General features: G+C 70.7%; 18 protein-coding genes. 9 read left to right on the top strand and 9 right to left on the bottom strand.

Features of this window, described 5'->3' with window-relative positions; translation table 11 throughout:
• Entirely contained in the window at window positions 1-1,287 is a 1,287-nt protein-coding gene (locus tag AB0I45_RS02750; protein WP_295687707.1) for a deoxyguanosinetriphosphate triphosphohydrolase, read from the top strand.
• Window positions 1,287-3,278 (top strand): DNA primase, encoded by a 1,992-nt coding sequence (dnaG, locus tag AB0I45_RS02745; RefSeq protein ID WP_295687709.1) that lies wholly within the window; start codon window positions 1,287-1,289, stop codon window positions 3,276-3,278. Before AB0I45_RS02750 ends, dnaG begins: the two co-directional genes overlap by 1 nt.
• A 74-nt stretch (window positions 3,279-3,352) precedes the next feature.
• Here dnaG and AB0I45_RS02740 read toward each other — a convergent pair whose 3' ends face one another.
• Window positions 3,353-4,309, bottom strand: a complete 957-nt coding sequence (locus AB0I45_RS02740; RefSeq protein WP_295687712.1) for a 2-hydroxyacid dehydrogenase — start codon at window positions 4,307-4,309, stop codon at window positions 3,353-3,355.
• Between the two features lie 176 nt (window positions 4,310-4,485).
• Here AB0I45_RS02740 and AB0I45_RS02735 point away from each other — a divergent pair, with 176 nt between their 5' ends.
• The 3 genes from AB0I45_RS02735 to AB0I45_RS02725 are packed head-to-tail and all read left to right on the top strand — an operon-like array spanning window position 4,486 to window position 7,842.
• Window positions 4,486-5,163 (top strand): TetR/AcrR family transcriptional regulator, encoded by a 678-nt coding sequence (locus AB0I45_RS02735; RefSeq protein ID WP_247618749.1) that lies wholly within the window; start codon window positions 4,486-4,488, stop codon window positions 5,161-5,163.
• Entirely contained in the window at window positions 5,160-6,947 is a 1,788-nt protein-coding gene (locus tag AB0I45_RS02730; protein ID WP_295687717.1) for an MDR family MFS transporter, read from the top strand. The genes AB0I45_RS02735 and AB0I45_RS02730 overlap by 4 nt, the downstream gene beginning before the upstream one ends.
• Window positions 6,880-7,842 (top strand): D-2-hydroxyacid dehydrogenase, encoded by a 963-nt coding sequence (locus AB0I45_RS02725; RefSeq protein ID WP_295687720.1) that lies wholly within the window; start codon window positions 6,880-6,882, stop codon window positions 7,840-7,842. Before AB0I45_RS02730 ends, AB0I45_RS02725 begins: the two co-directional genes overlap by 68 nt.
• Before the next feature lie 4 nt (window positions 7,843-7,846).
• Here the strand turns inward: AB0I45_RS02725 and glpK are convergent, their stop codons facing one another.
• From glpK to AB0I45_RS02695, 6 genes are all read right to left on the bottom strand, one after another.
• Window positions 7,847-9,340: a glycerol kinase GlpK gene (glpK, locus tag AB0I45_RS02720; RefSeq protein ID WP_295687723.1), complete on the bottom strand. Its 1,494-nt coding sequence runs from the start codon at window positions 9,338-9,340 to the stop codon at window positions 7,847-7,849.
• A gap of 3 nt (window positions 9,341-9,343) precedes the next feature.
• Complete coding sequence (locus tag AB0I45_RS02715; protein ID WP_247618753.1) at window positions 9,344-10,786, bottom strand: glyceraldehyde-3-phosphate dehydrogenase; 1,443 nt, start codon at window positions 10,784-10,786, stop codon at window positions 9,344-9,346.
• 121 nt (window positions 10,787-10,907) lie between these two features.
• Window positions 10,908-11,219 (bottom strand): antibiotic biosynthesis monooxygenase, encoded by a 312-nt coding sequence (locus AB0I45_RS02710; RefSeq protein WP_295687727.1) that lies wholly within the window; start codon window positions 11,217-11,219, stop codon window positions 10,908-10,910.
• 18 nt (window positions 11,220-11,237) lie between these two features.
• Window positions 11,238-11,981, bottom strand: a complete 744-nt coding sequence (locus AB0I45_RS02705; protein WP_295687730.1) for a fructosamine kinase family protein — start codon at window positions 11,979-11,981, stop codon at window positions 11,238-11,240.
• Window positions 11,978-12,601 carry a DNA-3-methyladenine glycosylase gene (locus tag AB0I45_RS02700; RefSeq protein WP_295687734.1) on the bottom strand — a complete coding sequence of 208 codons (624 nt, stop codon included), beginning with the start codon at window positions 12,599-12,601 and terminating at the stop codon, window positions 11,978-11,980. Before AB0I45_RS02700 ends, AB0I45_RS02705 begins: the two co-directional genes overlap by 4 nt.
• Window positions 12,598-13,641, bottom strand: coding sequence for a YhjD/YihY/BrkB family envelope integrity protein (locus AB0I45_RS02695; protein ID WP_295687737.1), 1,044 nt, complete (start codon window positions 13,639-13,641; stop codon window positions 12,598-12,600). Before AB0I45_RS02695 ends, AB0I45_RS02700 begins: the two co-directional genes overlap by 4 nt.
• A gap of 149 nt (window positions 13,642-13,790) precedes the next feature.
• On the opposite strand from AB0I45_RS02695, the gene AB0I45_RS02690 reads away from it, so the two are divergent.
• Window positions 13,791-14,492 carry a DedA family protein gene (locus tag AB0I45_RS02690; protein WP_254668796.1) on the top strand — a complete coding sequence of 234 codons (702 nt, stop codon included), beginning with the start codon at window positions 13,791-13,793 and terminating at the stop codon, window positions 14,490-14,492.
• Between the two features lie 40 nt (window positions 14,493-14,532).
• Entirely contained in the window at window positions 14,533-14,982 is a 450-nt protein-coding gene (locus AB0I45_RS02685) for a hypothetical protein (protein WP_295687740.1), read from the top strand.
• Between the two features lie 86 nt (window positions 14,983-15,068).
• Here the strand turns inward: AB0I45_RS02685 and AB0I45_RS02680 are convergent, their stop codons facing one another.
• Window positions 15,069-16,199, bottom strand: coding sequence for a glutathione S-transferase C-terminal domain-containing protein (locus tag AB0I45_RS02680; RefSeq protein WP_295687742.1), 1,131 nt, complete (start codon window positions 16,197-16,199; stop codon window positions 15,069-15,071).
• A 160-nt stretch (window positions 16,200-16,359) separates the two neighbouring features.
• Between AB0I45_RS02680 and AB0I45_RS02675 the strand changes: the two genes are divergently transcribed.
• A complete protein-coding gene (locus AB0I45_RS02675; RefSeq protein WP_295687745.1) occupies window positions 16,360-17,418 on the top strand; it encodes an FUSC family protein in 1,059 nt (352 codons plus the stop codon).
• A 42-nt stretch (window positions 17,419-17,460) separates the two neighbouring features.
• On the opposite strand, the gene AB0I45_RS02670 is transcribed toward AB0I45_RS02675, so the two are convergent.
• The gene (locus AB0I45_RS02670) at window positions 17,461-19,296 is read right to left on the bottom strand and encodes an AMP-dependent synthetase/ligase (protein ID WP_295687747.1); all 1,836 of its coding nucleotides are present in this window, start codon (window positions 19,294-19,296) and stop codon (window positions 17,461-17,463) included.
• Window positions 19,297-19,586: 290 nt separating this feature from the next.
• Here AB0I45_RS02670 and leuS point away from each other — a divergent pair, with 290 nt between their 5' ends.
• The gene (leuS, locus tag AB0I45_RS02665) at window positions 19,587-22,460 is read left to right on the top strand and encodes a leucine--tRNA ligase (RefSeq protein ID WP_295687750.1); all 2,874 of its coding nucleotides are present in this window, start codon (window positions 19,587-19,589) and stop codon (window positions 22,458-22,460) included.
• The last annotated feature ends 36 nt before the right edge of the window (window positions 22,461-22,496 follow it).

Below are 22,496 nucleotides of genomic sequence, written 5' to 3'. Positions count from 1 at the left end.
ATGACGGGGATCCCGGGCGGCCTCGCGGAGTACTCCGCCCACGATCAGGAGCGGTGGGTGCCCGAGGCCGCGAAGAACCCGCGCCGCTCGGCCTTCCAGCGCGACCGCGCCCGCGTGCTCCACTCCTCGGGCCTGCGCCGGCTCGGGGCGAAGACGCAGGTCGTGTCCCCGGGCAGCGACGACTTCGTGCGCACCCGGCTCACCCACTCCCTCGAGGTCGCCCAGGTGGGTCGTGAGCTCGCCCGCTACCTCGGCTGCGACCCCGACATCGTCGACACCGCGTGCCTGAGCCACGACCTCGGCCACCCGCCGTTCGGGCACAACGGGGAGACCGTGCTCGACGAGCTGTGCCGGGACATCGGCGGCTTCGAGGGCAATGCGCAGACACTGCGGATCCTCACCCGGCTCGAGCCCAAGGTCCTCACGGAGGACGGCGCCTCGGCCGGGCTCAACCTCACCCGCGCGACCCTCGACGCGTGCACGAAGTACCCCTGGTCGCGCGACGAGGCGCCGGTGAAGCCCACCACCGGGGCGCCGCTGCGGAAGTTCGGCGCCTACGCCGACGACCTGCCGGTGTTCGCGTTCTTCCGCGATGGGCGCACCGACACGCGTCGCTGCATCGAGGCGCAGCTCATGGACCTCGCCGACGACATCTCCTACTCCGTGCACGACGTCGAGGACGCGGTGTTCGCCGGCCACCTCGACCTCTTCGCCTACCACCACGACCACGCGCTCGGCGGGCTCATCGACATCACCCGCTCCTGGTACCTGCCGGAGGCGCGCGACGAGCAGATCATCTCCGCCCTCGACCGGCTCCAGTCGGCGGCCTACTGGCCGCGCGAGCGCTACGACGGCTCCCGTCGCTCGCAGGCCGGGCTCAAGCACATGACGAGCCAGCTCATCGGCCGCTTCGCCGGGGCCGCGGAGGCCGCGACGCGCGAGGAGTTCGGCTGGGAGCCGCTCGGCCGCTACGACGGCGACCTCGTCGTGCCGGAGGCCACCCGCCACGAGATCGCCGTCCTCAAGGGGCTGGCGACCGTCACCGTCATGGTCGCCGAGGACCGCCTGCGCCTGCAGCGCATCCAGGCCCGGGTGCTCACCACGCTCGGCGAGTACTTCAGCGAACGGCCCGAGGCGATGGACACGATGTTCCTCCTCGACCACCGGGAGGCTGCGTCAGATGCCGAACGGCTGCGCGTCGTCGTCGACCAGGTCGCCTCGCTCACCGACCACTCCGCCTGGGCGGCCTACCACCGGATGCAGGCCGACGAAGCGAGCCTGCTCTAGTGGCCGGCCTGATCCGCCGCGAGGACATCGACGAGGTCCGGTCACGCGCCCGGATCGACGAGGTGGTGGGCGAGCACGTCACCCTCAAGAGCGCCGGCGTCGGCTCGAAGAAGGGCCTGTGCCCCTTCCACGACGAGCGCACCCCGTCCTTCCACGTCCGACCCCAGGTGGGGATGTACCACTGCTTCGGGTGCGGGGAGAGCGGGGACGTGTTCGCGTTCCTCCAGAAGATCGACGGGATGACCTTCGTCGAGGCCGTCGAGCGGCTCGCGGAGAAGACCGGGGTCGCACTCCAGTACGAGGAGGGCCGCGGGCCGGATCGGGAGGCCGCAGGCACCCGGCAGCGCCTCGTCGAGATGCACCAGGTCGCCGCGGACTTCTACCGCGAGCAGCTGCGCTCCCCGGCCGCGGAGATCGGGCGGACCTACCTCGCCGAGCGCGGCTTCGACGAGGACGCGCAGCAGACCTTCGGGGTCGGCTTCGCCCCGCAGTCCTGGGACGCGCTGCTCGGCCACCTGCGCGGCCGCGGCTACGTCACCGAGGACATCATCGCCTCCGGGCTCGTCAGCCAGGGCCGGCGCGGCATCTACGACCGGTTCCGCGGGCGCCTCGTGTGGCCGATCCGCGACGTCACCGGCCGCACCATCGGGTTCGGCGCCCGGCGCCTGTTCGACGACGACCAGGGGCCCAAGTACCTCAACACCCCGGAGACCGTGCTCTACCGGAAGAACCAGGTGCTCTACGGCCTCGACCTCGCCAAGCGCGCGATCGCCCGCACCAAGCGGATCGTCATCGTCGAGGGGTACACCGACGTCATGGCCGCCCACCTCGCCGGGGTCGAGCAGGCGGTCGCGACCTGCGGCACCGCGTTCGGCGCCGAGCACATCAAGATCGCCCGGCGGCTGCTCGGCGACGACCAGACGCACGGCGGCGAGGTCGTCTTCACCTTCGACGGGGACGAGGCCGGTCGCAAGGCCGCGCTCAAGGCCTTCGAGGAGGACCAGCGCTTCGTCGCCCAGACCTACGTCGCCGTCGAGCGCTCCGGCATGGACCCCTGCGACCTGCGGCAGGCCCACGGGGACGCCGCGGTGCGCGAGCTCATCGACTCGCGCCGCCCGCTCTTCGAGTTCGCGCTGACCTCGAGCGTCGACCGCTTCGATCTCAGCACCGTCGAGGGCCGGGTGGGGGCGGTGCGCGCCGCCGCACCGGTCATCGCCCAGATCCGGGACGCCGCGATGCGTCCCGGCTACGAACGGTTCGTCGCCGGACACATCGGCATCGATCCCGCCGAGGTGGCCCAGGCCGTGCGTGCCGCGCAGCGCCGCGGCGACGGACGTCGCAATCCCGCTGCCGGGCGCAATCCGGCGGCCGGGCGCGGCCCGGGCGGTCCCGGACCGGCGGGACCTGGCGGACGGGACCAGCGCGGACGGGACCAGCGCGGCGGACTGCCTGCACCCACCGAATCCCCGGCGGAGACCGCTGCGGCCGTCGACGCCTACGCCCAGGAGCTCGGCGGGGGACCGGTCGACGTCACCGGGCTGCGCGTCGAGCGCGGCGCGCTCCAGGTCGCCCTCCAGCAGCCGACCTTCGTCAACGCGACCCTGTTCGACGGGCTCAACGGCAAGGTGTTCACCGATCCCGCCCACCGCGGGGTCCATGACGCGATGCGCGCCGCCGGTGGCATCCGGGCCGGGCTCGCCGACCCGGAGAGCTGGCCGGAGAAGGTGCTCGAGGCCGCGCCGGAGCAGCTGCGCGGGCTCGTCGGGCGCCTCGCCGTCGAACCGCTCCCGGCCCAGGACGCCGCGGGGGTCGAGCGCTATGCGCGCGGGATCATCGCGCGTCTCTTCGACAAGGACATGGTGCGGATCGCCGACGAGCTCCACTCGCGGCTCCAGCGCGCCGATCCCGCCGACGCGGCGACGAGCGGCCGCCTGCTCGAGCAGCTGCAGATCCTCGAGCGGCAGCGCGCCCGCCTCCGCTCCCTCATGTGAGAGCGCAGGCGGGCGCGGGATCGCAATTCTCGGCGGAATGGCTCACAGATTCCTCCTGAAATTGCCGTTTCGGGTCAGCCGATGACGTGCTGCGGGGTCTCGCCCTCGGCGAGCGTGAGGACGTTCGCGAGCGCCTTGGTGAACACCCGCTTGACGGTGTCGCGCGTCTGCGCACCGGCGTGCGGGGTCGCGACGACGTTGGGCGCGTCGAGGAGCGGGTTGCCGGCGATGTCGGGCTCGCCGGAGAACACGTCGAAGCCGGCGCCGGCGATCGTGCCGCCCCGCAGCGCCTCGGCGAGCGCGGACTCGTCGACGATCCCCGGTCGGGACATGTTGAGCACGATCGCGGTGTCGCTCATGAGCGCGAGCTGCTCGGCCCCGATCATCCCGCGCGTGTCCTCGGTGAGCGGGACGTGGATCGAGAGCACGTCGGCACCGGGCAGGAGCTCGGCGAGCTCCGTGTACTCGATCCCGATCTCGCGCTCGACCTCCTCCGGCTGCCGGAACACGTCGTAGTACGCGAGCGTCATGTCGAAGGCCTTCATCCGCCGGGCGAGCAGCTGCCCGATGTGGCCGAGCCCGATGATCGCGGCTTTCCGGCCGGCGAGCTCGTAGCTCTGGTCGAGCCATTCGTTGGGGGTCCACTCGCCGCGGCGGGTGTTCGCGTCGAGGCCCGGCAGGTGCCGGGCGCAGGCGAGCAGCGAGGCCATCGCGAGCTCGGCGACGGCGACGGAGTTGGCGCCCGGGAGGTTCGCGACGAGGACGTCCCGTTCGGCGGCGGCTGCGAAGTCGATGCCGTCGGTGCCGGCGCCCACGCGCTGGATGATGCGCAGCTTCGGGGCGCGGTCCATGAGCTCGGCGGAGATCGTGCCGGCGCCGTTGAGGATCGCCTCGGCCTCGGCGAGCTCGGTATCGGTGGGGGAGTCCCCGGCCGGGATCACGAGGGTGGCGCGCGGCTCCGCGGCGAACGCCTCCTCGAGGATGTCGAGGACCTGCCGGTCCTTCTCGCCGATCCAGATGACTGTGCTCACTGCGTCCTCCTGGGATGCTCCGCGGGTGCGGCCGCGCGATCGGCGACCCACCTCGATTATGCACTGCGCCACGCAGCCCGGGCGCTGTGGTCCGCTGCGCCACAGGTGGTTCAGATCACTGCACGACGTGCAAAGATGCACTTGAAGAAAACTTGCACACGGTGCAAACTTGTCGGGTGACCATCTCTCATGACACCGCTGCGCCCACCGCGCCGGCGGAGGAATCGCTCCGCGACCGCAAGGCCCGCCTCACCCGGCGGGCCATCCACGTCGCCACCGTCAATCAGGTGAATGCGCACGGACTCGATCAGGCCACGATCGCTCAGATCGCGGCCGAGGCCGGGGTCTCGACGCGCACCTTCTTCAACTACTTCGCCTCGAAGGAGGACGCGATCGTCGGGATCGCCGACCGGCTGCTCGACGACGAGCAGATCGGCGACTTCCTCGTCGGGCCCGTCGACGGCGCAGGCCTCGCCTCCGAGGTCGCCCGGCTCCTCCACACCGCGTTCCTCCTCACCTTCAACGACGACGAGGTGGCGACCGCGCGGCGGCGCATCTTCGCCCAGCATCCCGAGCTGCTCGGGCGCCAGTTCGAGAAGAACCGGCAGCTCGAATCGCAGGTCGCCGAGGTCGTCGCCACCCGCATCCGGCAGCACGACATCGAGTTCGACACCGCCGAGTCCCCGGAGGCGATCGCCGACATGATCGTCCTCGTGTGCAGCGCCCCGCTGCGCGCCGCGGCGCGCAGACTCGCGGAGCGCGACGACTCCGGCGCCGACACCGGCGATGACCCCGAACTCTTCGACCGCTCCGTCCAGCTGTTCCTCGACGTCATGAAGGGCCCGACCGCATGAAGCGCATCACCCGCGCCGGCCGCGCCGGCGCCGCACCCGGATCACCGACCGCATCCCGCCCCGCCGCGCAGCCCGCGGCTGGCGAGCAGATGTCGACCGCCGCGATCCTCCTGCTCTTCATCGGTCTCATGGTCGCGATGTTCATGTTCTCCCTCAACCAGACGATCCTCGCCACCGCGCTGCCGACGATCGTCGGCGAGCTCGACGGCGTCGACCTCATGCTCTGGGTGTCGACGGCGTTCATGCTCGCCTCCACCGTGATGATGCCGATCTACGGCAAGATCGGCGACCTGTTCGGCCGCAAGCCGCTCTTCGTCTTCGCGATCATCATGTTCATGGTCGGCTCGCTGCTCGCGATGATCGCCCAGGACATGACCCTGCTCATCCTCGGCCGCGTGTTCCAGGGGATCGGCGGCGGCGGCATGATGATCCTCGCGCAGTCGATTATCGCCGCCGTGGTCCCTGCCCGCCAGCGCGGCAAGTACATGGGCTTCATGGGCTCGGTGTTCGCCGTGTCCTCCGTGGCCGGCCCGCTCATCGGCGGGTGGCTCACCGAGGGGCCCGGCTGGCGCTGGGCGTTCGCGATGAATTTCCCGCTCGGGATCTTCGCGATCATCTCCGCGCTCGTCTTCCTCCGCATCCCGCGCACCCACAACGCCGTCCGGCCCAAGGTCGACGGCGCAGGCATGGCGCTCGTCGCCCTCTTCACCTCCGCGATCATCCTCGCCTCCGCATGGGGCGGCCACCAGTACGACTGGATCTCCCCGGAGATCATCGGGCTCGTCGGGATCGCCCTCGTCGCCGCGGTCGTGTTCGTGTTCGTCGAGCGCCGGGTGAACGAACCGGTGATCCCGATGTGGCTGTTCAAGGACCGCAACTTCGTGCTCTGCACGGTCGCCGGTCTGACGATCGGCGTCGCAATGTTCGGGGTGCTGAGCTACATGCCCACCTATCTGCAGATGGTCCACGGGATCGACGCCACGGTCGCCGGTTTCATGATGGTGCCGATGATGGCGACGATGCTGGTGTTCGGCACCGCGATCGGGTTCGTCGTCGAGAAGACCGGGCGCTACAAGATCTACCCGATCCTCGGCTTCCTCTGCGTCTTCGCCTCCCTCGTCCTCATGTCCTTCATGAAGGCCGACACACCGGCCTACTGGTCGGTCGTCCACCTCGCGATGCTCGGGCTGGGCCTGGGACTGACCATGCAGCTCCTCGTACTCATCGTGCAGAACTCGTTCCCGGTCACCGTCGTCGGCACCGCCACGGCCTCGAACAACTTCTTCCGCCAGATCGGGGCGACCCTCGGCATGGCCGTCATCGGCTCGATGTTCACCGAACGCCTCATGACCCAGCTCGCCACCTCGCTGCCGAGCACGGGCGCGGGCTCGGGGACCACGGCCAACCGGCTCACCCCGGAGGCCGTCTCCGGGCTGCCGGGACCGGTCCACGAGCTCGTCGTCACCGCCTACAACGACGCCCTCATGCCGCTCTTCCTGTGGGTCAGCCCGCTCGTCTTCATCGGCTTCGTCGCGGTGCTGTTCATCCAGGAGCGGCCGCTGGCGACGAAGATCGAGCGCGGCGACGACCGCAGCGTGGTCCCGCTCACCGAGCAGACCGACGGCGCCGAACAGATCGACGGCACCGAGCAGACCGAGGCCGCGGACCCGGAGCGCGCTACCGTAGAGGGAGCCGACGACCCCCAGGAGGCCGACGATGACCGTGCTGACGATCCTCACCGCAGCCCACAGGCCGCGCCCGCCGGCGCTCGATCGCCTGAATGACACCGCCGAGGTGCGCTGGACCGAGGCGTCCGGCCTCGCCGAGGCGCTGCCGGGCGCCGATGTCCTCCTCATGTGGGACTTCTTCTCCCCGGCACTCGTCGACGCCTTCACCGCCGCCGACCGGCTGCAGTGGATCCACGCCGCCTCCGCCGGGGTCGACTCCCTGATGTTCCCTGCACTGCGGGAATCCGGGGTGCGGGTGACGAACGCGCGCGGCGTGTTCGATCGGCCGATCGCGGAGTTCGTGCTCGCGTTCATGCTCGGCTTCGCCAAGGACGTCCCCGGCTCGCTCGAGCTCCAGGCCGAGCGCACCTGGCAGTGGCGGGAGACGGAGAACCTCGCCGGCTCCCGCGCGCTCGTCGTGGGCACCGGCTCGATCGGCCGGGAGACCGCCCGGCTCCTCACCGCGCTCGGCGTCGAGGTGCGCGGAGCCGGCTCGCACGCCCGGTCCGGGGACCCGGACTTCGGCGACGTGCTCGACTCCGCGGAGCTCCCGCGGCTCGTGGGCGACATCGACTGGCTCATCGACATCGCCCCGCTCACCCCGGCGACCACCGGGCTCATCGACGCCGAGGTGCTCGCCGCCCTGCCGCCGCACGCCCGGCTCATCAACGTGGGCCGGGGCGCGACCGTGGTGACCGACGACCTCGTCGCCGCGCTGCACAGCGGGGAGATCGCCGGGGCCGGGATCGATGTCGTCGACACCGAGCCGCTGCCGCCTGAGCACCCGCTGTGGTCGTGCCCGAACCTCATGATCACCGCGCACATGAGCGGTGACACGCACGGCTGGACCGACCGGCTGGCCGAGCAGTTCATGGCGAACTGGGACCGCTGGCTCGCAGGGGAGCCGCTGCTGAGCCCCGTCGATGTCGAGAAGGGCTACGCAGCCGGCTGAGGAGTCACTCGACCCAGCCGAGCGAGCGCTGCACCGCCTGGTCCCAGCGTGCGAGAACACGGTTGCGCTCGTCCGCGGAGATCTGCGGCGTCCACGACTCGCGGTGCACGGCGAATGCCGCGATCTCCGCGGTGCCCGAGTGCACCCCGGCGCCGATCCCGGCGGCGAAGGCGGCCCCGAGCGCGGTGGACTCGACGAGCTCTGGGCGGACGACCTCGCAGTCGGCGACATCGGCCTGGAACTGCATGAGGGCGTCGTTGACGCTCATCCCGCCGTCGGCGGCGATCCGGCGGATCGCGAACCCGGAGTCCTCCCGCATCGCGGTGAGCACCTCGGCGGTCTGGAAGGCGGTGGACTCGAGCGCAGCCCGGGCGATGTGCGCCTTAGTGGAGAAACGGGTGAGGCCGACGAGCGTGCCGCGGGCATCGGAGCGCCAGCGCGGGGCGAACAGGCCGGAGAACGCCGGCACGAAGTACACGTCCCCGCAGTCCTCGACGCTCGCCGCGAGCTCCTCGACCTCCTGCGAGGTGCGGATGATGCCGAGGGAGTCGCGCAGCCACTGGACGAGCGAGCCGGCGACGGCGATCGACCCCTCGAGCGCATACACGGGATCCTCACCGGCGATCTCGTAGGCGACGGTGCTCACGAGCCCGTGCTCGGAGCGTCGGATGTCCCCGCCGGTGTTCGTCAGCAGGAAGCAGCCGGTGCCGTAGGTGTTCTTCGTGTCGCCGGGGGAGAAGGCGCACTGCCCGAACGCGGCGGCCTGCTGGTCGCCGAGCACCCCGGTGATCGGCACCCCGCCGAGCAGCTGCCGGTCCGCGACCCGCCCGAACTCGCCCACCGAGGGCCGGATCTCCGGGAGCAGCGCCGCCGGGATCCCGGTGAGCTCGAGCATCCGGTCCGACCAGGTGCGGGTGCGCAGGTCCATGAGCATGGTGCGCGAGGCGTTCGTCGGGTCGGTGACGTGGATCCCGCCGTCGGTGCCCCCGGTGAGGTTCCAGATCAGCCAGGTGTCGACGGTGCCGAAGAGGAGCTCCCCGGCCTCGGCGCGCTCGCGGATCCCGGGGTCGGAGTCGAGCAGCCAGAGCAGCTTGATCGCGGAGAAGTACGTGTTCACCGGCAGCCCGGTGATCTGCTGGATCTCCTCGGCGTGCTCGGCGAGTGCGGCGACGTGCTCACCGCCGCGGGTGTCCTGCCAGACGAGCGCCCGGTGGACGGGGCGGCCGGTGCTCCGGTCCCACAGGATCGTCGTCTCGCGCTGGTTGGTGATGCCGAGCGCGGTGATATCGCCCTGCGTGAGCTGGGCGGACCCCATGACGCGGCCGATCACCTCACGGCTCGTGCGCCAGATCTCCGTGGCATCGTGCTCGACGTGCCCGGTGGCCGGGAAGTGCTGGGTGAACTCCTGGGTGTGAGACGCCGCCGTGCGGCCATCCTCGGAGAAGATGACCGCACGGGTGGACGTCGTGCCCTCGTCCAGCGCCAGGACGAAGCCCATGGCTCAGGCGCGCGCGGGGTAGGACGGGGTGTCGACCCCGGCCATGTCGGCGATGCAGCGGACGACCTGGCAGGAGTACCCGAACTCGTTGTCGTACCAGACGTAGACGACGACCCGGTCGCCGTCGACGATCGTCGCCAGCCCGTCGACCACACCGGCGCGCTTGGAGCCGACGAAGTCGCTCGACACGACCTCGGGGGAGGCGATGTAGTCGACCTGGTTGCGCAGCGGGGAGCGGAGCGAGGTCTCGCGCAGGAAGGTGTTGAGCTCCTCGACCGTGGTCTCGCGCGCGAGGTTGAGGTTGAGGATCGCCATCGACACGTTCGGGGTGGGGACGCGGATCGCGTTGCCCGACAGCTTCCCGGCGAGCTCCGGCAGCGCCTTCGCGACGGCCTTCGCCGCGCCGGTCTCGGTGAGCACCATGTTGAGGCCGGCGGCCCGGCCGCGACGCTCGCCCTTGTGGAAGTTGTCGATGAGGTTCTGGTCGTTGGTGAAGGAGTGGACGGTCTCGACGTGGCCGTTGCGCACGCCGAACTCGTCGTTGAGCGCCTTGAGCACCGGGGTGATCGCGTTCGTCGTGCACGAGGCGGCGGACACGACGGTGTCCTCGGGCAGGATGTCGGCGTTGTTGACGCCGTAGACGATGTTCTTCACGTCGCCCTTGCCCGGCGCGGTGAGCAGCACCTTGGAGGCGCCCGGGCACGCGAGGTGCTTGCGGAGGCCGGCCTCGTCGCGCCACTTGCCGGTGTTGTCGACGATGATCGCGTCGGTGATGCCGTACTGCGTGTAGTCGACGGAGGAGGGGTCGTCGGAGTAGATCACCTGGATGAGCACGCCGTTGGCGAGGATGGTGTTCTTCTCCTGGTCGACGACGATGGTGCCGTCGAACTTGCCGTGCACCGAGTCGCGGCGGAGCAGGGAGGCGCGCTTGACGATGTCGTTGTCGCCGCCGCGGCGCACCACCACCGCGCGCAGGCGCATCCCGGTGCCGCCGGCGCGGTCGATGAGGATCCGGGCGAGCAGGCGGCCGATCCGGCCGAAGCCGTAGAGCACGACATCGCGGGGAGCGGGCTCGTCCTCGGCCGCCCCGCCGATCGCATCCCCGAGCTGCTCACGGAGGAACGCGGTGAGGTCGGTGTCGCCGGCCTCGCGGTGGGCGGCGGCGAGCCGGCCGAGGTCGATCCCGCAGGAGCCGAGGTTGAGGCTCTCGAGACCCTCGACGATCGCGAGGGTCTGCTCGACGTCGAGGTCGGTGCCGTCGAAGTGGCGGGCGTAGCGGTGGGCCTTGATGATGCCGTTGACCGACTTGTTGAGCAGGCTGCGGCCGTACACCGTGAGGAGCACATCGTTGTTGCGGTAGAGGCGGCCCACGACGGGGATCATCCTCTCTGCGGCGTCCTGCTTGGTCGCCCACTCCTGCATCTTCGCAGTGGTCTGGTCAGTCACCTGTCGGTCCCTTCAACGTCGAACAGAGGATACGCATCGATTTTACCCGGTGTGTCCAGGAATGCGGACCGCGCGGGTCCGCGGTGTGGTCGGGTGCGCCGAGCGATCGCGCCGGAGCGGATCAGCCGCCGATGCTCAGCGCCGGCACGAACTCGAGGAGCTGGGAGCCGGTGGCGACGGGTGCCGGCCGGTCGCCGTCCGAATCATGGGAGCGGGAGAAGGCGCGCGAGGCCTTCCAGCCCTCGTAGGCCTCCTCGTCGGCCCATTCGGTGAGCACGAACCACTGCTCGGAGCCGTCGGTGGGCTTGAGGAGCTGGAACCGGACGAACCCCTCGAGGTCCGGCAGCCGACCGATCGCCGGCTCGAACCGGGCGACGATCTCGTCGCCGGTCTCCGCGGGGACGGTGAGGGCGTTGATCTTGATGACTGTCATGTCTTCCATCCTTTCATCTCAGGCGTAGCGCTCGGCGAGCCGGGCGGTGGACTCCCGGTAGCCGCCGCCGAACAGCACCGCGTGGGCGGTGAGCCCGAACAGCTGGTGGAGGCCCAGGCGCTCGCGCCAATCGGCGCCGAGCTCCGCCGTGCCGTAGGCGTCCTCCCAGGCGGCGAGGATGTGCTGCAGGTGCGGGGCGCCGAACAGGGAGAGCATGGCGAGGTCGACGAGCGGGTGGCCGGCGATCGCGGCCGGGTCGATGAGGGTGCCGCCGACCCCGGTGAAGAGGAGGTTGCCCGCCCACAGGTCGCCGTGGAGGCGGGCCGGCGGGGCATCGTCGTCGAACTCCCCGGCGGCGAGCCGGTCGATCACCGCACCGAGTGCGGGGATGCCGGGGTCCAGGAGGCGGGCGAGGGAGGCGAGCCGCACGGCGCTCGCCTCGCCCATCGACTCCGAGATCGCGGTGTCGATGGGCAGCGGCTCGGACAGCGGGCCGAAGAAGTACTGCTCGACACCCGGCGGCAGGGTGCCGTGCGGCGGGCACGGCGCACGGTGGAGGGCGGCGAGCCCGGCACCGAAGGTGCGGGCGGCCTGAGGGGTGGGCGGCACCTCGGTGAGCCGTTCGAGGTCGAGCGCGTGGGCGTGGACCGCGCGCACCTCGACGACGGGCACGGTCCGGGTCTCGGCGAGCCAGCGGAGTCCGGCGGCCTCGGTGGCGAAGAACCCGTCGGGGACGTGGGAGGCGGATTTGCGGTACGTCATCGGCGGGCCTTCCTCCGCCCCGGGACGAACGCGGACACCGTGGGGTCGCCGGGGATCCGGAACCGCCAGGGGAACACCGCGGGATCGGCGCCGTCCCCGCTCACCCCCACGCGCGGGCCGGTGACATGCTCCACCGGCGCCGGCGGGGTCGCGAAGGTCCATTCGCCGCCGAACAGGTCCGCGCCATCGGTCTCCGGACCCGCCCCGAAGGCCTGGGCGACGCAGCCGGGCCCGCGCGCCAGGTCGCGGTCGCGCAGCGGGGTGCGGCGCCGCACGGAGCGGCGGGCGCGCACGAGCTCATGGCCGGCGGTGACCTCGCCGGCGCGCAGCAGCAGACCGGTCGGGGCGCCGGCGGCCTCGCACACCATGTTGAGCGAGTGGTGCATGCCGTAGATGAAGTAGCAGTAGAGGTGGCCGGGCGGGCCGAACATCGTGGCGTTGCGGCGGGTCCGACCGCGGTAGGCGTGGGAGGCGGGGTCGATCCGGCCGTCGTACGCCTCGACCTCGGTGATCCTGATCGACACCGGCTCGACACCGGGCTGCCGGCGGGTGAGGACCCCGCCGAGCACCTCCGGCGCGACCTCGAGGACCGGCCGGTCGAAGAAGGCCCGGTCGATCACGCGTCCTCGTCGTCGCTGATCCGCTTGAAGCCGAGGATGGTGAGCGCGATGAGGCCGGCGCCCGCGCCGAGCGCGAGGATCGAAGCACCGAGCTCGGATTCCTGCTTCTCCTCGTACTTCCGGGGCGCGGGCGGGATCTCGCCGAAGATCGGCTGGTCGTCGGCGGTGCCCATCCAGGCGGCGACGACGAGGATGATGCGGGCGAACACGTTCATCGACAGCATGATCGCGATGACGGGCCCGAACAGCGCGGCGGTGGGCGAGCCGGAGAACAGGTCGATGAGCAGGGTGGCGAGGTTGAGGAGAACGGTGAGGGCGACGGCGCCCATGAGGGAGCCGAGCATGCGGGTGCGCTTGGGGATCGGGGTGACCGGGATCATCGTGAACATGAACATGAAGATCAGCCACGACATCGCGAGCGTGATGAGGATCGGGGTGATGGTGAGGACCGGGGTGACCCAGCCGGGCAGGCCGAGCCAGTCGACGATCGTCGTCTGCAGGCCGGTGCCGATCACGGTGAGTCCGATGGTGATCGCGGCGCCGACGAGGATGCCGAGCAGGGTGACGATGTTGTTCACCGTGCGGACGATGAAGTTCTCCTGCGGCTTGGCACCCATCTCGCTGCGCAGCTGGGCGCGGATCGCGTCCTTGAGGTTGCCGATGAATCCCTGCGCGGTGTAGAGCGCCGACAGCACACCGACGAGGCCGACGGCCTGCCAGTTGTCGAGGAAGTTCTGGAGCATCTCGACGAGGGCGTCCTGCCCGGGTGCGGCGTCCTCGAGGAAATCGGTGATCGTGCCCACCCATTCGGGGCGCACGACGTCGAGCACGAAGCCGAGGGCGGCGAACGCGAACATCAGCGTGGGGATGAGGGCGAGGACGAGGAAGTACGTGATCGCCGCGCCGAACTGGTTGCCGAGCCGCAGGTTGAAGCGCTCGACCGTCGCCATGAGGTGGCGCACGGCAGGCTTGCGCATGAAGCCGCCGCCCGCCTTCGCGGCCGACTGCGAATTCGTCAGGAGGCGTTCGCTGGATTCCATGTCCTCAATATTCCTTGCTCGTCACTCGACATTCGGCATGCGGGGCTGCGGATCCGACTGTACTGCACCCACGATCGTACCCGGGGAGCCCCGTCGCCCTGGGCGTGGCCTGGAGGGGGAGCTGTCACCGGGTCGTTAGGCTGTCGTGCATGACTGCAGACGTGACGACGATCGCGGCCGCCGGGTCCGGACAGGCGCTCACCGGCTTCACCGGCTGGGTGGTCTCGGTGATGGAGAGCCTCGGTGCCGTGGGCGTGGGCCTCATGGTGGCGCTCGAGAACATCTTCCCGCCGATCCCCAGCGAGCTCATCCTGCCGCTCGCCGGATTCACCGCCTCCCAGGGGTCGATGAACCTCGTCGCGGCGATCGTGTGGGCGACCATCGGCTCGCTCGTCGGCGCCATCGCGCTGTACTACATCGGCTACGTGTTCGGCCTCGACCGGCTGCGCCGCTGGGCCTCGAAGATCCCGCTCGTCGACATCGACGACATCGACAAGACCGTCGCGTGGTTCGAGCGCCACGGTCAGGCTGCGGTGTTCTTCGGTCGGATGGTGCCGATCTTCCGCTCCTTCATCTCCATCCCCGCCGGTGTGGAGAAGATGAACCTGTGGCTGTTCATGGCGCTGACCACCGCCGGCAGCGCGATCTGGAACACGATCTTCGTCGTCGCCGGCTACCTGCTCGGCGAGAACTGGCACGTGGTGGAGAACTACGCGGGCGTCTTCCAGAAGATCGTCATCGCGGTCATCGTCATCGCCGTCGTGTGGTGGGTGACCCGCCGCATCCGCCGCAACCGGAGGGAGAAGCACCTCACCGAGCAGATCGAGGCCGAGGGCCCCGAGGCGCGCTGAGCGGGATCGGACCACGGTCAGCGAGGATCGGGGACGGACGATGAGCACGCAGAGCTTCACAGCGATCGCAGGGTACGCCGCCCTGCTGGTCTCAGCGGTGGGCTACCTCATGTGTCGCAGTGTCCTGGTCGTGTTCATGGACGGCGGCGTCGATGTCGTGCCGAGCCTGGTGAAAGGGATCGCCCTGGGAGTCCTCGCTGTGGCGGCGGGGGCCGTCGGTGCGTGGCTGCTCGTCCCGGAACGGCGATTGGCGGTCGTTCTCGGTCTGGGGTTCCTCCTTGCAGCGGGCCCCACGCTGGTCGGGGCCATCTTCGATCTCAGTGATTTCCTCGCGGGCGGGTACAACGCGATCGGTACGATCATCCTCATCATGATCGGCAACAGCGTCCTGCCGTTCGGAGCGGTCCTCGCGCTGCTGATCGCAGTGTGGTCCGCAGTCCGGCAGCTGCGTGCGCGACGCGCCCCTCGCACTCCGCCACCACCGAGCTGACGGGACCGGTTCGACGCACGCGGGGCCCGGCACCGGGAGTGCCGGGCCCCGCGCTGAGCGCGCGGGTCAGGTGATGAGCGCGCGGCTCAGGTCCAGGCGGCCGCGGTGTGCGCCGGGTCCACGGTGTCGTGGGGGAGCGGCGCCTCGGGCGGGGTGCCGGCGCCGAACGGCGAGCCGCCGAACCGCTCGTCGCGGCCGTGCGGGCTGAGCCAGCCGGAGAGGTCCGGGCCGACCGGCACGATCTGCGTGGGATTGATGTCGGTGTGGACGATGTAGTAGTGCTCCTTGATCTGCACGAAGTCCACGGTGTCGCCGAATCCCGGCGTCTGGTAGAGGTCCCGGGCGTACCCCCAGAGGTTCTCGAAGTCGCTGAGCCGGTTGCGGTTGCACTTGAAGTGGGAGTAGTAGACCGGGTCGAAGCGCACGAGCGTGGTGAACAGGCGGATGTCGACCTCGGTGATCGCATCCCCCATGAGGAAGCGCCGGTCGGCGAGCCGGGCCTCGAGCGTGTCGAGGGCGGTGAACAGCCGGTCGTAGGCCTTCTCGTAGGCCTCCTGCGAACCGGCGAAGCCGCACCGGTACACCCCGTTGTTGACCTCGGTGAAGATGAGCTTGATGAGCGGGTCCATCTCCGCGCGCAGCGCCTCCGGGTAGAGGTCCGGTGCGCCCTCCCGCTGGAAGCGGCGCCACTGCGAGGAGAAGTCGAGCGTGATCTGGTTGTAGTCGTTCGTCACGACCTGGCCGCTGCGCACATCGACGATCGCCGGCACGGTGATGCCGCGCGGGTAGTCGGGGAACCGGGCGAAGTACGCCTGCTGGAGGCGCTCGATGCCGAGCACCGGGTCGCGCCCGTCCGGGTCGAGGTCGAAGGTCCACGAGCGCTTGTCGTGGGTGGGACCGGGCATGCCGATCGAGATCGCCTCCTCGAGGCCGAGGAGCCGGCGGGCGATCATCGTGCGGTTCGCCCACGGGCAGGCGCGCGCGGCGATGAGCCGGTAGCGGCCCACCTCGACCGGCCACTTGGCCTGCGGGTCGTCGAGGATCCGGTCGGTGATGTAGTTCGTGTCCCGGTTGAACTCCTGGCCCTGGGTGACGTAGCTGCGCTTGGTGTCGTGCTCCGCGTCCACGGTGTCCTCCTGTCGCTGACTGGGGTGATGAGGTGACTCCGGTGCCGCCTCGGGGGTGTCCCGGGCGGCGGCGAGCGGGTCTCCATTCATCCTGTCACATGCACCCGGTGCCGCGGATGTGAGACGATCCGGTGCGGCGGACGCCGGGCCTCAGGACTCGCGCACCGCCGGACGGACGGCCGGGGTGGGACCGGAGAGCGGGAGCGGACAGGGGGCGCGGAGCATGGGGGCGGTGCGGGTGCCGGGCTGGATGTGGCCGAGGTCTCTCGGCCGCCTCGACGTCGAGGCCGGGCTGCGCGCCGGGATCTGCGTGCTCGTGCCGCTGCTCGCGCTGCTGCTGGCCGGCGTCCCGCACTTGTCGGCCTATGTCGCCTTCGCCGCCTTCACCTCCCTCTACGGCCGTTCGGAGGCCTACCGCTCCCGCTGGATCACGGTGAGCACGGCCGGCGCGACGCTCCTCCTCATCATCGCCGCGGCGATGCTCGTCGCGCTGCTCGGCGGCCCGCCGGTCGCGACGGTGATCGGGCTCATCCTCGTCTCCGCGCTCGGCGTCGTGCTGTCCTCCGTCATGGGCTGGGTGCCGTTCGGCTCGGTGTTCTTCGTCTTCGCCTTCGCGGTGATCTCCTCGATCCCGCTCACCGCCGGGGAGTTCTGGCCCCGCTACGCGCTGTCGGTGGGCACCGTGATCTTCTGCGTGCTCGTCGCGCTCCTCGGGTGGCTGCCCCGCAGGGTCCGGGGCGGGCACCGGCGGCACCTCCAGCGGCTGCGGAAGGTCACCCGCACGCCGGCCGCGCTGCGCGATCCCGTCGTCTGGCTCCATGCGGGGGAGACCGCGCTCGGCGTGGTCACCGCGCTGCTGCTCGCCGCGGGCCTCGGGCTCAGCCACTCCTCCTGGGCGGCGGTCGCGGTCGCGGCCTGCATGCCCCGCCCGCACGCGCCCCGGCAGGTCACCCGGATCGCCCACCGGATCCTCGGCACCGCCGTCGGGGTGGTCGTCACCGGCCTCATCCTGCTCACGGAGCCCTCGATCGCGGTGACCATCGTCATCGCCGCGGTGTGCCAGGTGCTCGCGGAGCTCTTCGTCGGGCAGGTGTACTGGTTCGCGCTGCTGTTCATCACCCCGCTCGCGCTGCTCGTCGGGCAGCTCTCCGCCCCGGCGCCGGTGTCGCTCATCCTCACCCACCGCGTGCTCGACACGACGATCGGCGGCACCGTGGCGCTCGTGCTCGTCCTCGCCGGCACCGGTGCCGCGGTGACCTGGCGGGAGCACCGGCGGCGCAACGCGAACGGGGCGGCCGCCCGGACCTGAGTCCGGACGGCCGCCCCGCGTGGGCGCAGACGGCTCCCGGCGTCAGGCGCCGGTGGTGCCGGTGGTGCCGGGTCGCGTGTCGGTGGAGTAGATCGACTCGATGACCTCGCTGAAGTCGCGGTCGATGAGGTGGCGCTTGACCGACTGCTTGGCCGACAGGTAGCCGTTCTGCTCCGACAGCTCGGTCGGCACGATCCGGAACTCCTTGATCCCCTCGGCCTTGGACACCGTCTGGTTGGCCCGCTCGATCGCGCGGGACACCGCCTGCTGCACGCGCTCGTGCCCGGCGGCCTCCTCGAGCGACATCGCCGGCAGGCCCTTGTTCTCGAGCCACGCCGGGAGCATCTCCGGGTCGAGGAAGATCAGCGCGGAGATGAACTTCCGGTTATCGCCGATGACCACCGGCTGGCCGATGATCGGGTGGCGGCGCAGCTGGTCCTCGAGCGGCGCCGGGGCGACGTTCTTGCCGCTCGAGGTGACGATGAGCTCCTTCTTGCGGCCGGTGATCTGGAGGTAGCCGTCGGCGTCGAGCTCACCGATGTCGCCGGTGGCGAACCAGCCGTCGACGAACGACTCCGCGGTGGCCTTCTCGTTCTTCCAGTACTCGCGGAACACGCTCACGCCCTTGGCGAGGACCTCGCCGTCGGGGGCGATCGCGATCGCGCAGCCCGGCAGCGGCACGCCGACGGTGCCGATCTTCGAGTTCGCGGTCACGTTGACGGTGATCGGCGCGGTCGTCTCGGTGAGGCCGTAGCCCTCGAGGACGGTGAGGCCGATGCCGCGGTAGAAGTGGCCGAGGTGCTCGCCGAGGGGCCCGCCGCCGGACACCGCATGGGTGGCCTCGCCGCCCATCACCGCGCGGAGCTTCGAGTACACGAGGCGATCGAAGAGCGCATGCTGGACCCGGATGCCGAGCGGCACGGAGCCGGTGTCGAGGGCGCGGGAGTAGGCGACGGCGACGGATTCGGCGCGACGGAAGATCTTCCCCCGGCCGCCGGCCTCGGCCTTGGCGAGCGCGGAGTTGAAGACCTTCTCGAACACGCGCGGCACGCCGAGGATGAAGTTCGGCTTGAACGTGCCAAGGGAGTCGGTGAGCTTGGTGAGGTCCGCGCTGTGGGCGAGGACCACGCCGTTGCTGATCGACAGCACCTGGATGAAGCGGGCGAACACGTGTGCGAGGGGGATGAACAGCAGGCACCGGTTCCCGGGCCTGACGACCTCGGAGATCTGGTGGGCGGCGGCCTGCGAGGTCTGCACGAAGTTCGCGTGGGTGAGCACGCAGCCCTTCGACTTGCCGGTGGTGCCCGAGGTGTAGATCAGGGTCGCGACGTCCTCGGAGGTGACGGAGGAGCGGCGCTCCTCGAGCTGCTGCTCGGACACTGCCTCCCCGGCCGCCCGGAGCTCGGCGAGGCCGGCGCCGTCGTACACCCAGATCGTCGCCTCGCGGCCCTCGGTGGCCCGCACGATCCGCGCGGCGTGCTCCTGGGACTGGACGAACCCGCAGGTGACCTCGGCGTCCTCGATCATCCACATGAGCTGGTCGTTCGACGAGGTCTCGTAGAACGGCACGGTGACGCCGCCGGCGTACCAGATCGCGTAGTCCGCGAGCGTCCACTCGTAGGCGGTCTGCCCGAACAGGCCCACCCGCTGTCCGCGCTCGACGCCCTTGGCGATGAGCCCGCGGGCCACCGACCGGACGTCGTCGAGGAACTCCTGGGCGGTGACCTCGGTCCAGCCGTCGCCGGCGGGCTTGGCGAGCAGCGGCGCCTGCGGGTCGACGGCGACCCGGGCGAGCAGGGTGTCGGTGGTCGACGAGGTCGTGTCGAGCACGAATCCCTCGACCGGTGTGACCGACTGGACCATGGTGTTCGCTGTCATGTGCAAGTCTCCTTCGATTGCGACCGGTGCGTACGGCCACGGACTCGGGGTGCGGGCGTCCCCTCGATCCTAGTGCGGATCGCGGACCCGGGTGGGAGTCCGGAGGCGAATCGTTGCCGTTTCTCCATACTTCCGCACGCATCCGGCGGGAGGCGCGCGGAATCCGCGGCCGAGCGCCGTGGCTACCGGCCGGTAGCCTACCGGCGATCGCCGCCGTGCCGTCGCCTCGCAGCCACGGGGGCCAGGGCGTACCATGGAGGGGCCCCTGATCCGCCTGTGAAAGGACACCCATGACCTCTGCCGCCGAGCAGCCCGATCCCGTCGATTTCCGCTACGACGCGGAGCTCGCCGGACGGATCGAGACGAAGTGGCAGCAGCGGTGGCAGGAGAACCGGACCTTCGCGGCGCCCAACCCCGTCGGCGATCTCACCGAGGTGCCCCGGGGCGTGCGCGCCGCCGACCTCGAGCCGGTGTACCTCATGGACATGTTCCCCTACCCCTCGGGCAAGGGGCTGCACGTCGGGCATCCGCTCGGCTACCTCGCCGTCGACGTCTATGCGCGATTCAATCGGATGCTCGGCAAGAACGTCATGCACTCGCTGGGCTACGACGCCTTCGGCCTGCCGGCGGAGCAGTACGCGGTGCAGACCGGCCAGCACCCGCGGGTCACCACCGAGGAGAACATCGCGAACATGCGCCGGCAGCTGCGGCGGCTCGGACTCGGGCACGACGACGCCCGCACCTTCGCGACGACCGACCCGGAGTTCGTCAAGTGGACGCAGTGGATCTTCCTGCAGATCTTCGACTCCTGGTACGACCCCGAGGCGCGCGACGGACAGGGCGGCGCGCGCCCGATCAGCGAGCTCGTCGCGCAGTTCGAGGCCGGCCGCGACACCGGCACCGGTTCACCCTGGTCGGAGCTCGACGCAGCGGCCCGTGAGGCCGTGCTCCAGCAGCACCGCCTCGCCTACATCTCCGAAGCCCCGGTCAACTGGTGCCCCGGCCTGGGCACCGTGCTCGCGAACGAGGAGGTCACCGCCGAGGGCCGCTCGGAGCGCGGCAACTTCCCCGTCTACACCCGCAGGCTCAAGCAGTGGAACATGCGGATCACCGCGTACGCCGACCGGCTGGCCGACGACCTCGACACCGTCGAGTGGCCGGCCGCGGTCAAGCACATGCAGCGCCACTGGATCGGCCGCTCGACCGGTGCCGTGCTCGCCTTCGACGGCCCCGGCGGCCTCCCGCTCGAGGTCTACACGACTCGCCCGGACACCCTGTTCGGCGCGACCTCGCTCGTGCTCAGCCCCGAGCACCCGCTCGTCGACGCCGTGACCGCGGAGTCCTACGCCGCGGACGTGCCGGAATCCTGGCGCGGGGGAGCGGCCACCCCGGCCGAGGCGGTCGCCGCCTACCAGCAGCGGGCCGCCCGCCTCACCCCGGTCGAGCGGCAGGAGAGCCGTGAGAAGTCCGGCGTGTTCACCGGCACCTCGGTGACCAACCCCGCGACGGGGGAGTCCATGCCGGTGTTCGTCGCCGACTACGTCCTCATGGGGTACGGCACCGGCGCGGTCATGGGCGTGCCCGCGGAGGACCAGCGCGACTGGGACTTCGCGCGCGCCTTCGGCCTGCCCTACATCCGCACCGTGCAGCCGGCCGAGGGTCACGACGAGGACTCCGCCTACACGGGCGAGGGCGCGAAGATCAACTCGCGGAACGCGGAGATCGACCTCGACGGCTCATCCGTCGACGAGGCCAAGGACCGCATGCTCGCCTGGCTCGAGGGCAAGGGCCTGGCCCGGGCGACCACGCAGTACCGCCTGCGCGACTGGCTGTTCTCCCGCCAGCGCTACTGGGGCGAGCCGTTCCCCATCGTCTACGACGAGGCCGGCACGCCGATCGCGCTGCCCGCCGACCAGCTGCCCGTCGACCTGCCCGAGGTGCCCGACTTCTCCCCGCGCACCTTCGACGCCGACGACCTCGACAGCGAGCCCGAGCCGCCGCTGGGACGCAATGCCGACTGGGTGAACGTCACGCTCGACCTCGGCGACGGCCCCAAGGTGTACCGCCGGGAGACGAACACCATGCCCAACTGGGCCGGCTCATCCTGGTACCAGCTGCGCTACGCGGACCCGCACAACGCGGAGAAGCTCGTCGACCCGGCCAACGAGGCCTACTGGCTGGGACCGGACGCCCCGGGCGAGTCCGGCGGCGTCGACCTTTACGTCGGCGGCGTCGAGCATGCCGTGCTCCACCTGCTCTACGCCCGGTTCTGGCACAAGGTGCTGTTCGACCTCGGCCACGTGAGCTCCTTCGAGCCGTTCCACCGGCTCATCAACCAGGGCTACATCCAGGCCTACGCCTTCACCGACGAGCGCGGCGCCTATGTGCCCGCCGAGGAGGTCGAGGAGCGCGTCGAGGGCTCCGAGTCGACGTTCTGGTACGAGGGCAAGCAGGTCTCCCGCGAGTACGGGAAGATGGGCAAGTCGCTGAAGAACATGGTGACCCCGGACCAGATGTACGCCGAGTACGGCGCGGACACCTTCCGGGTGTACGAGATGTCGATGGGTCCGCTCGAGCAGTCCCGTGCCTGGGAGACCCGCGCGGTGAGCGGCGCGCAGCGCTTCCTGCAGCGCGTGTGGCGCCTCGTCGTCGATGAGGCGACCGGCGCCTCGCGCGTGACCGAGGAGCCGGCCGACGATGCGACCCGGGCGGTCCTCCACCGCACGATCGCCGGGGTCCGCGAGGACATGGAGCACCTGCGGTTCAACACCGCGATCGCCAAGCTCATCGTGCTCACCAACCACCTGACCAAGGTGGGCGTCGCCCCGCGCGAGGTGATCGAGCCCCTCACCGTCATGCTCGCCCCGCTCGCCCCGCACCTCGGCGAGGAGATCTGGGAGCTGCTCGGCCACACCGGGACGATCACCTACGTGCCGTTCCCGGTGCACGACGAGCGCTATCTGGTGCCCGACACCGTGACCTGCGTCGTGCAGGTCAAGGGGAAGGTGCGCGAGCGGCTCGAGGTCGCTCCGGACATCGCCGCCGACGAGCTCGAGGCACTCGCGCTCGCCTCGAAGGGCGCGCAGCGCTCGCTCAACGGCGCGCGAGTCCGCAAGGTCATCGTGCGCGCCCCGAAGCTCGTCAACATCGTGCCCGACGCCTGACGCGGTAACACCGGTGTCACATCGAGTCGGTAGTCT

The organism is Brevibacterium sp. NPDC049920, from assembly GCF_040656435.1.
Classification (GTDB): domain Bacteria; phylum Actinomycetota; class Actinomycetes; order Actinomycetales; family Brevibacteriaceae; genus Brevibacterium; species Brevibacterium pityocampae.
The sequence above is the reverse complement of the archived record's forward strand: the minus strand, read 5'-3'. Positions and strand labels throughout refer to the sequence as shown.

Bases quoted from the DNA above. Each gene is read 5' to 3' on its own strand.
- AB0I45_RS02675 (WP_295687745.1), top strand. From the start codon at position 16,360: ATGTGGCCGAGGTCTCTCGGCCGCCTCGACGTCGAGGCCGGGCTGCGC.
- leuS (WP_295687750.1), top strand. From the start codon at position 19,587: ATGACCTCTGCCGCCGAGCAGCCCGATCCCGTCGATTTCCGCTACGAC.
- AB0I45_RS02680 (WP_295687742.1), bottom strand. From the start codon at position 16,199: ATGAATGGAGACCCGCTCGCCGCCGCCCGGGACACCCCCGAGGCGGCA.
- glpK (WP_295687723.1), bottom strand. From the start codon at position 9,340: ATGGGCTTCGTCCTGGCGCTGGACGAGGGCACGACGTCCACCCGTGCG.
- AB0I45_RS02685 (WP_295687740.1), top strand. From the start codon at position 14,533: ATGAGCACGCAGAGCTTCACAGCGATCGCAGGGTACGCCGCCCTGCTG.
- AB0I45_RS02730 (WP_295687717.1), top strand. From the start codon at position 5,160: ATGAAGCGCATCACCCGCGCCGGCCGCGCCGGCGCCGCACCCGGATCA.
- AB0I45_RS02710 (WP_295687727.1), bottom strand. From the start codon at position 11,219: ATGACAGTCATCAAGATCAACGCCCTCACCGTCCCCGCGGAGACCGGC.
- AB0I45_RS02750 (WP_295687707.1), top strand. From the start codon at position 1: ATGACGGGGATCCCGGGCGGCCTCGCGGAGTACTCCGCCCACGATCAG.
- AB0I45_RS02695 (WP_295687737.1), bottom strand. From the start codon at position 13,641: ATGGAATCCAGCGAACGCCTCCTGACGAATTCGCAGTCGGCCGCGAAG.
- AB0I45_RS02705 (WP_295687730.1), bottom strand. From the start codon at position 11,981: ATGACGTACCGCAAATCCGCCTCCCACGTCCCCGACGGGTTCTTCGCC.
- AB0I45_RS02690 (WP_254668796.1), top strand. From the start codon at position 13,791: ATGACTGCAGACGTGACGACGATCGCGGCCGCCGGGTCCGGACAGGCG.
- AB0I45_RS02670 (WP_295687747.1), bottom strand. From the start codon at position 19,296: ATGACAGCGAACACCATGGTCCAGTCGGTCACACCGGTCGAGGGATTC.
- AB0I45_RS02725 (WP_295687720.1), top strand. From the start codon at position 6,880: ATGACCGTGCTGACGATCCTCACCGCAGCCCACAGGCCGCGCCCGCCG.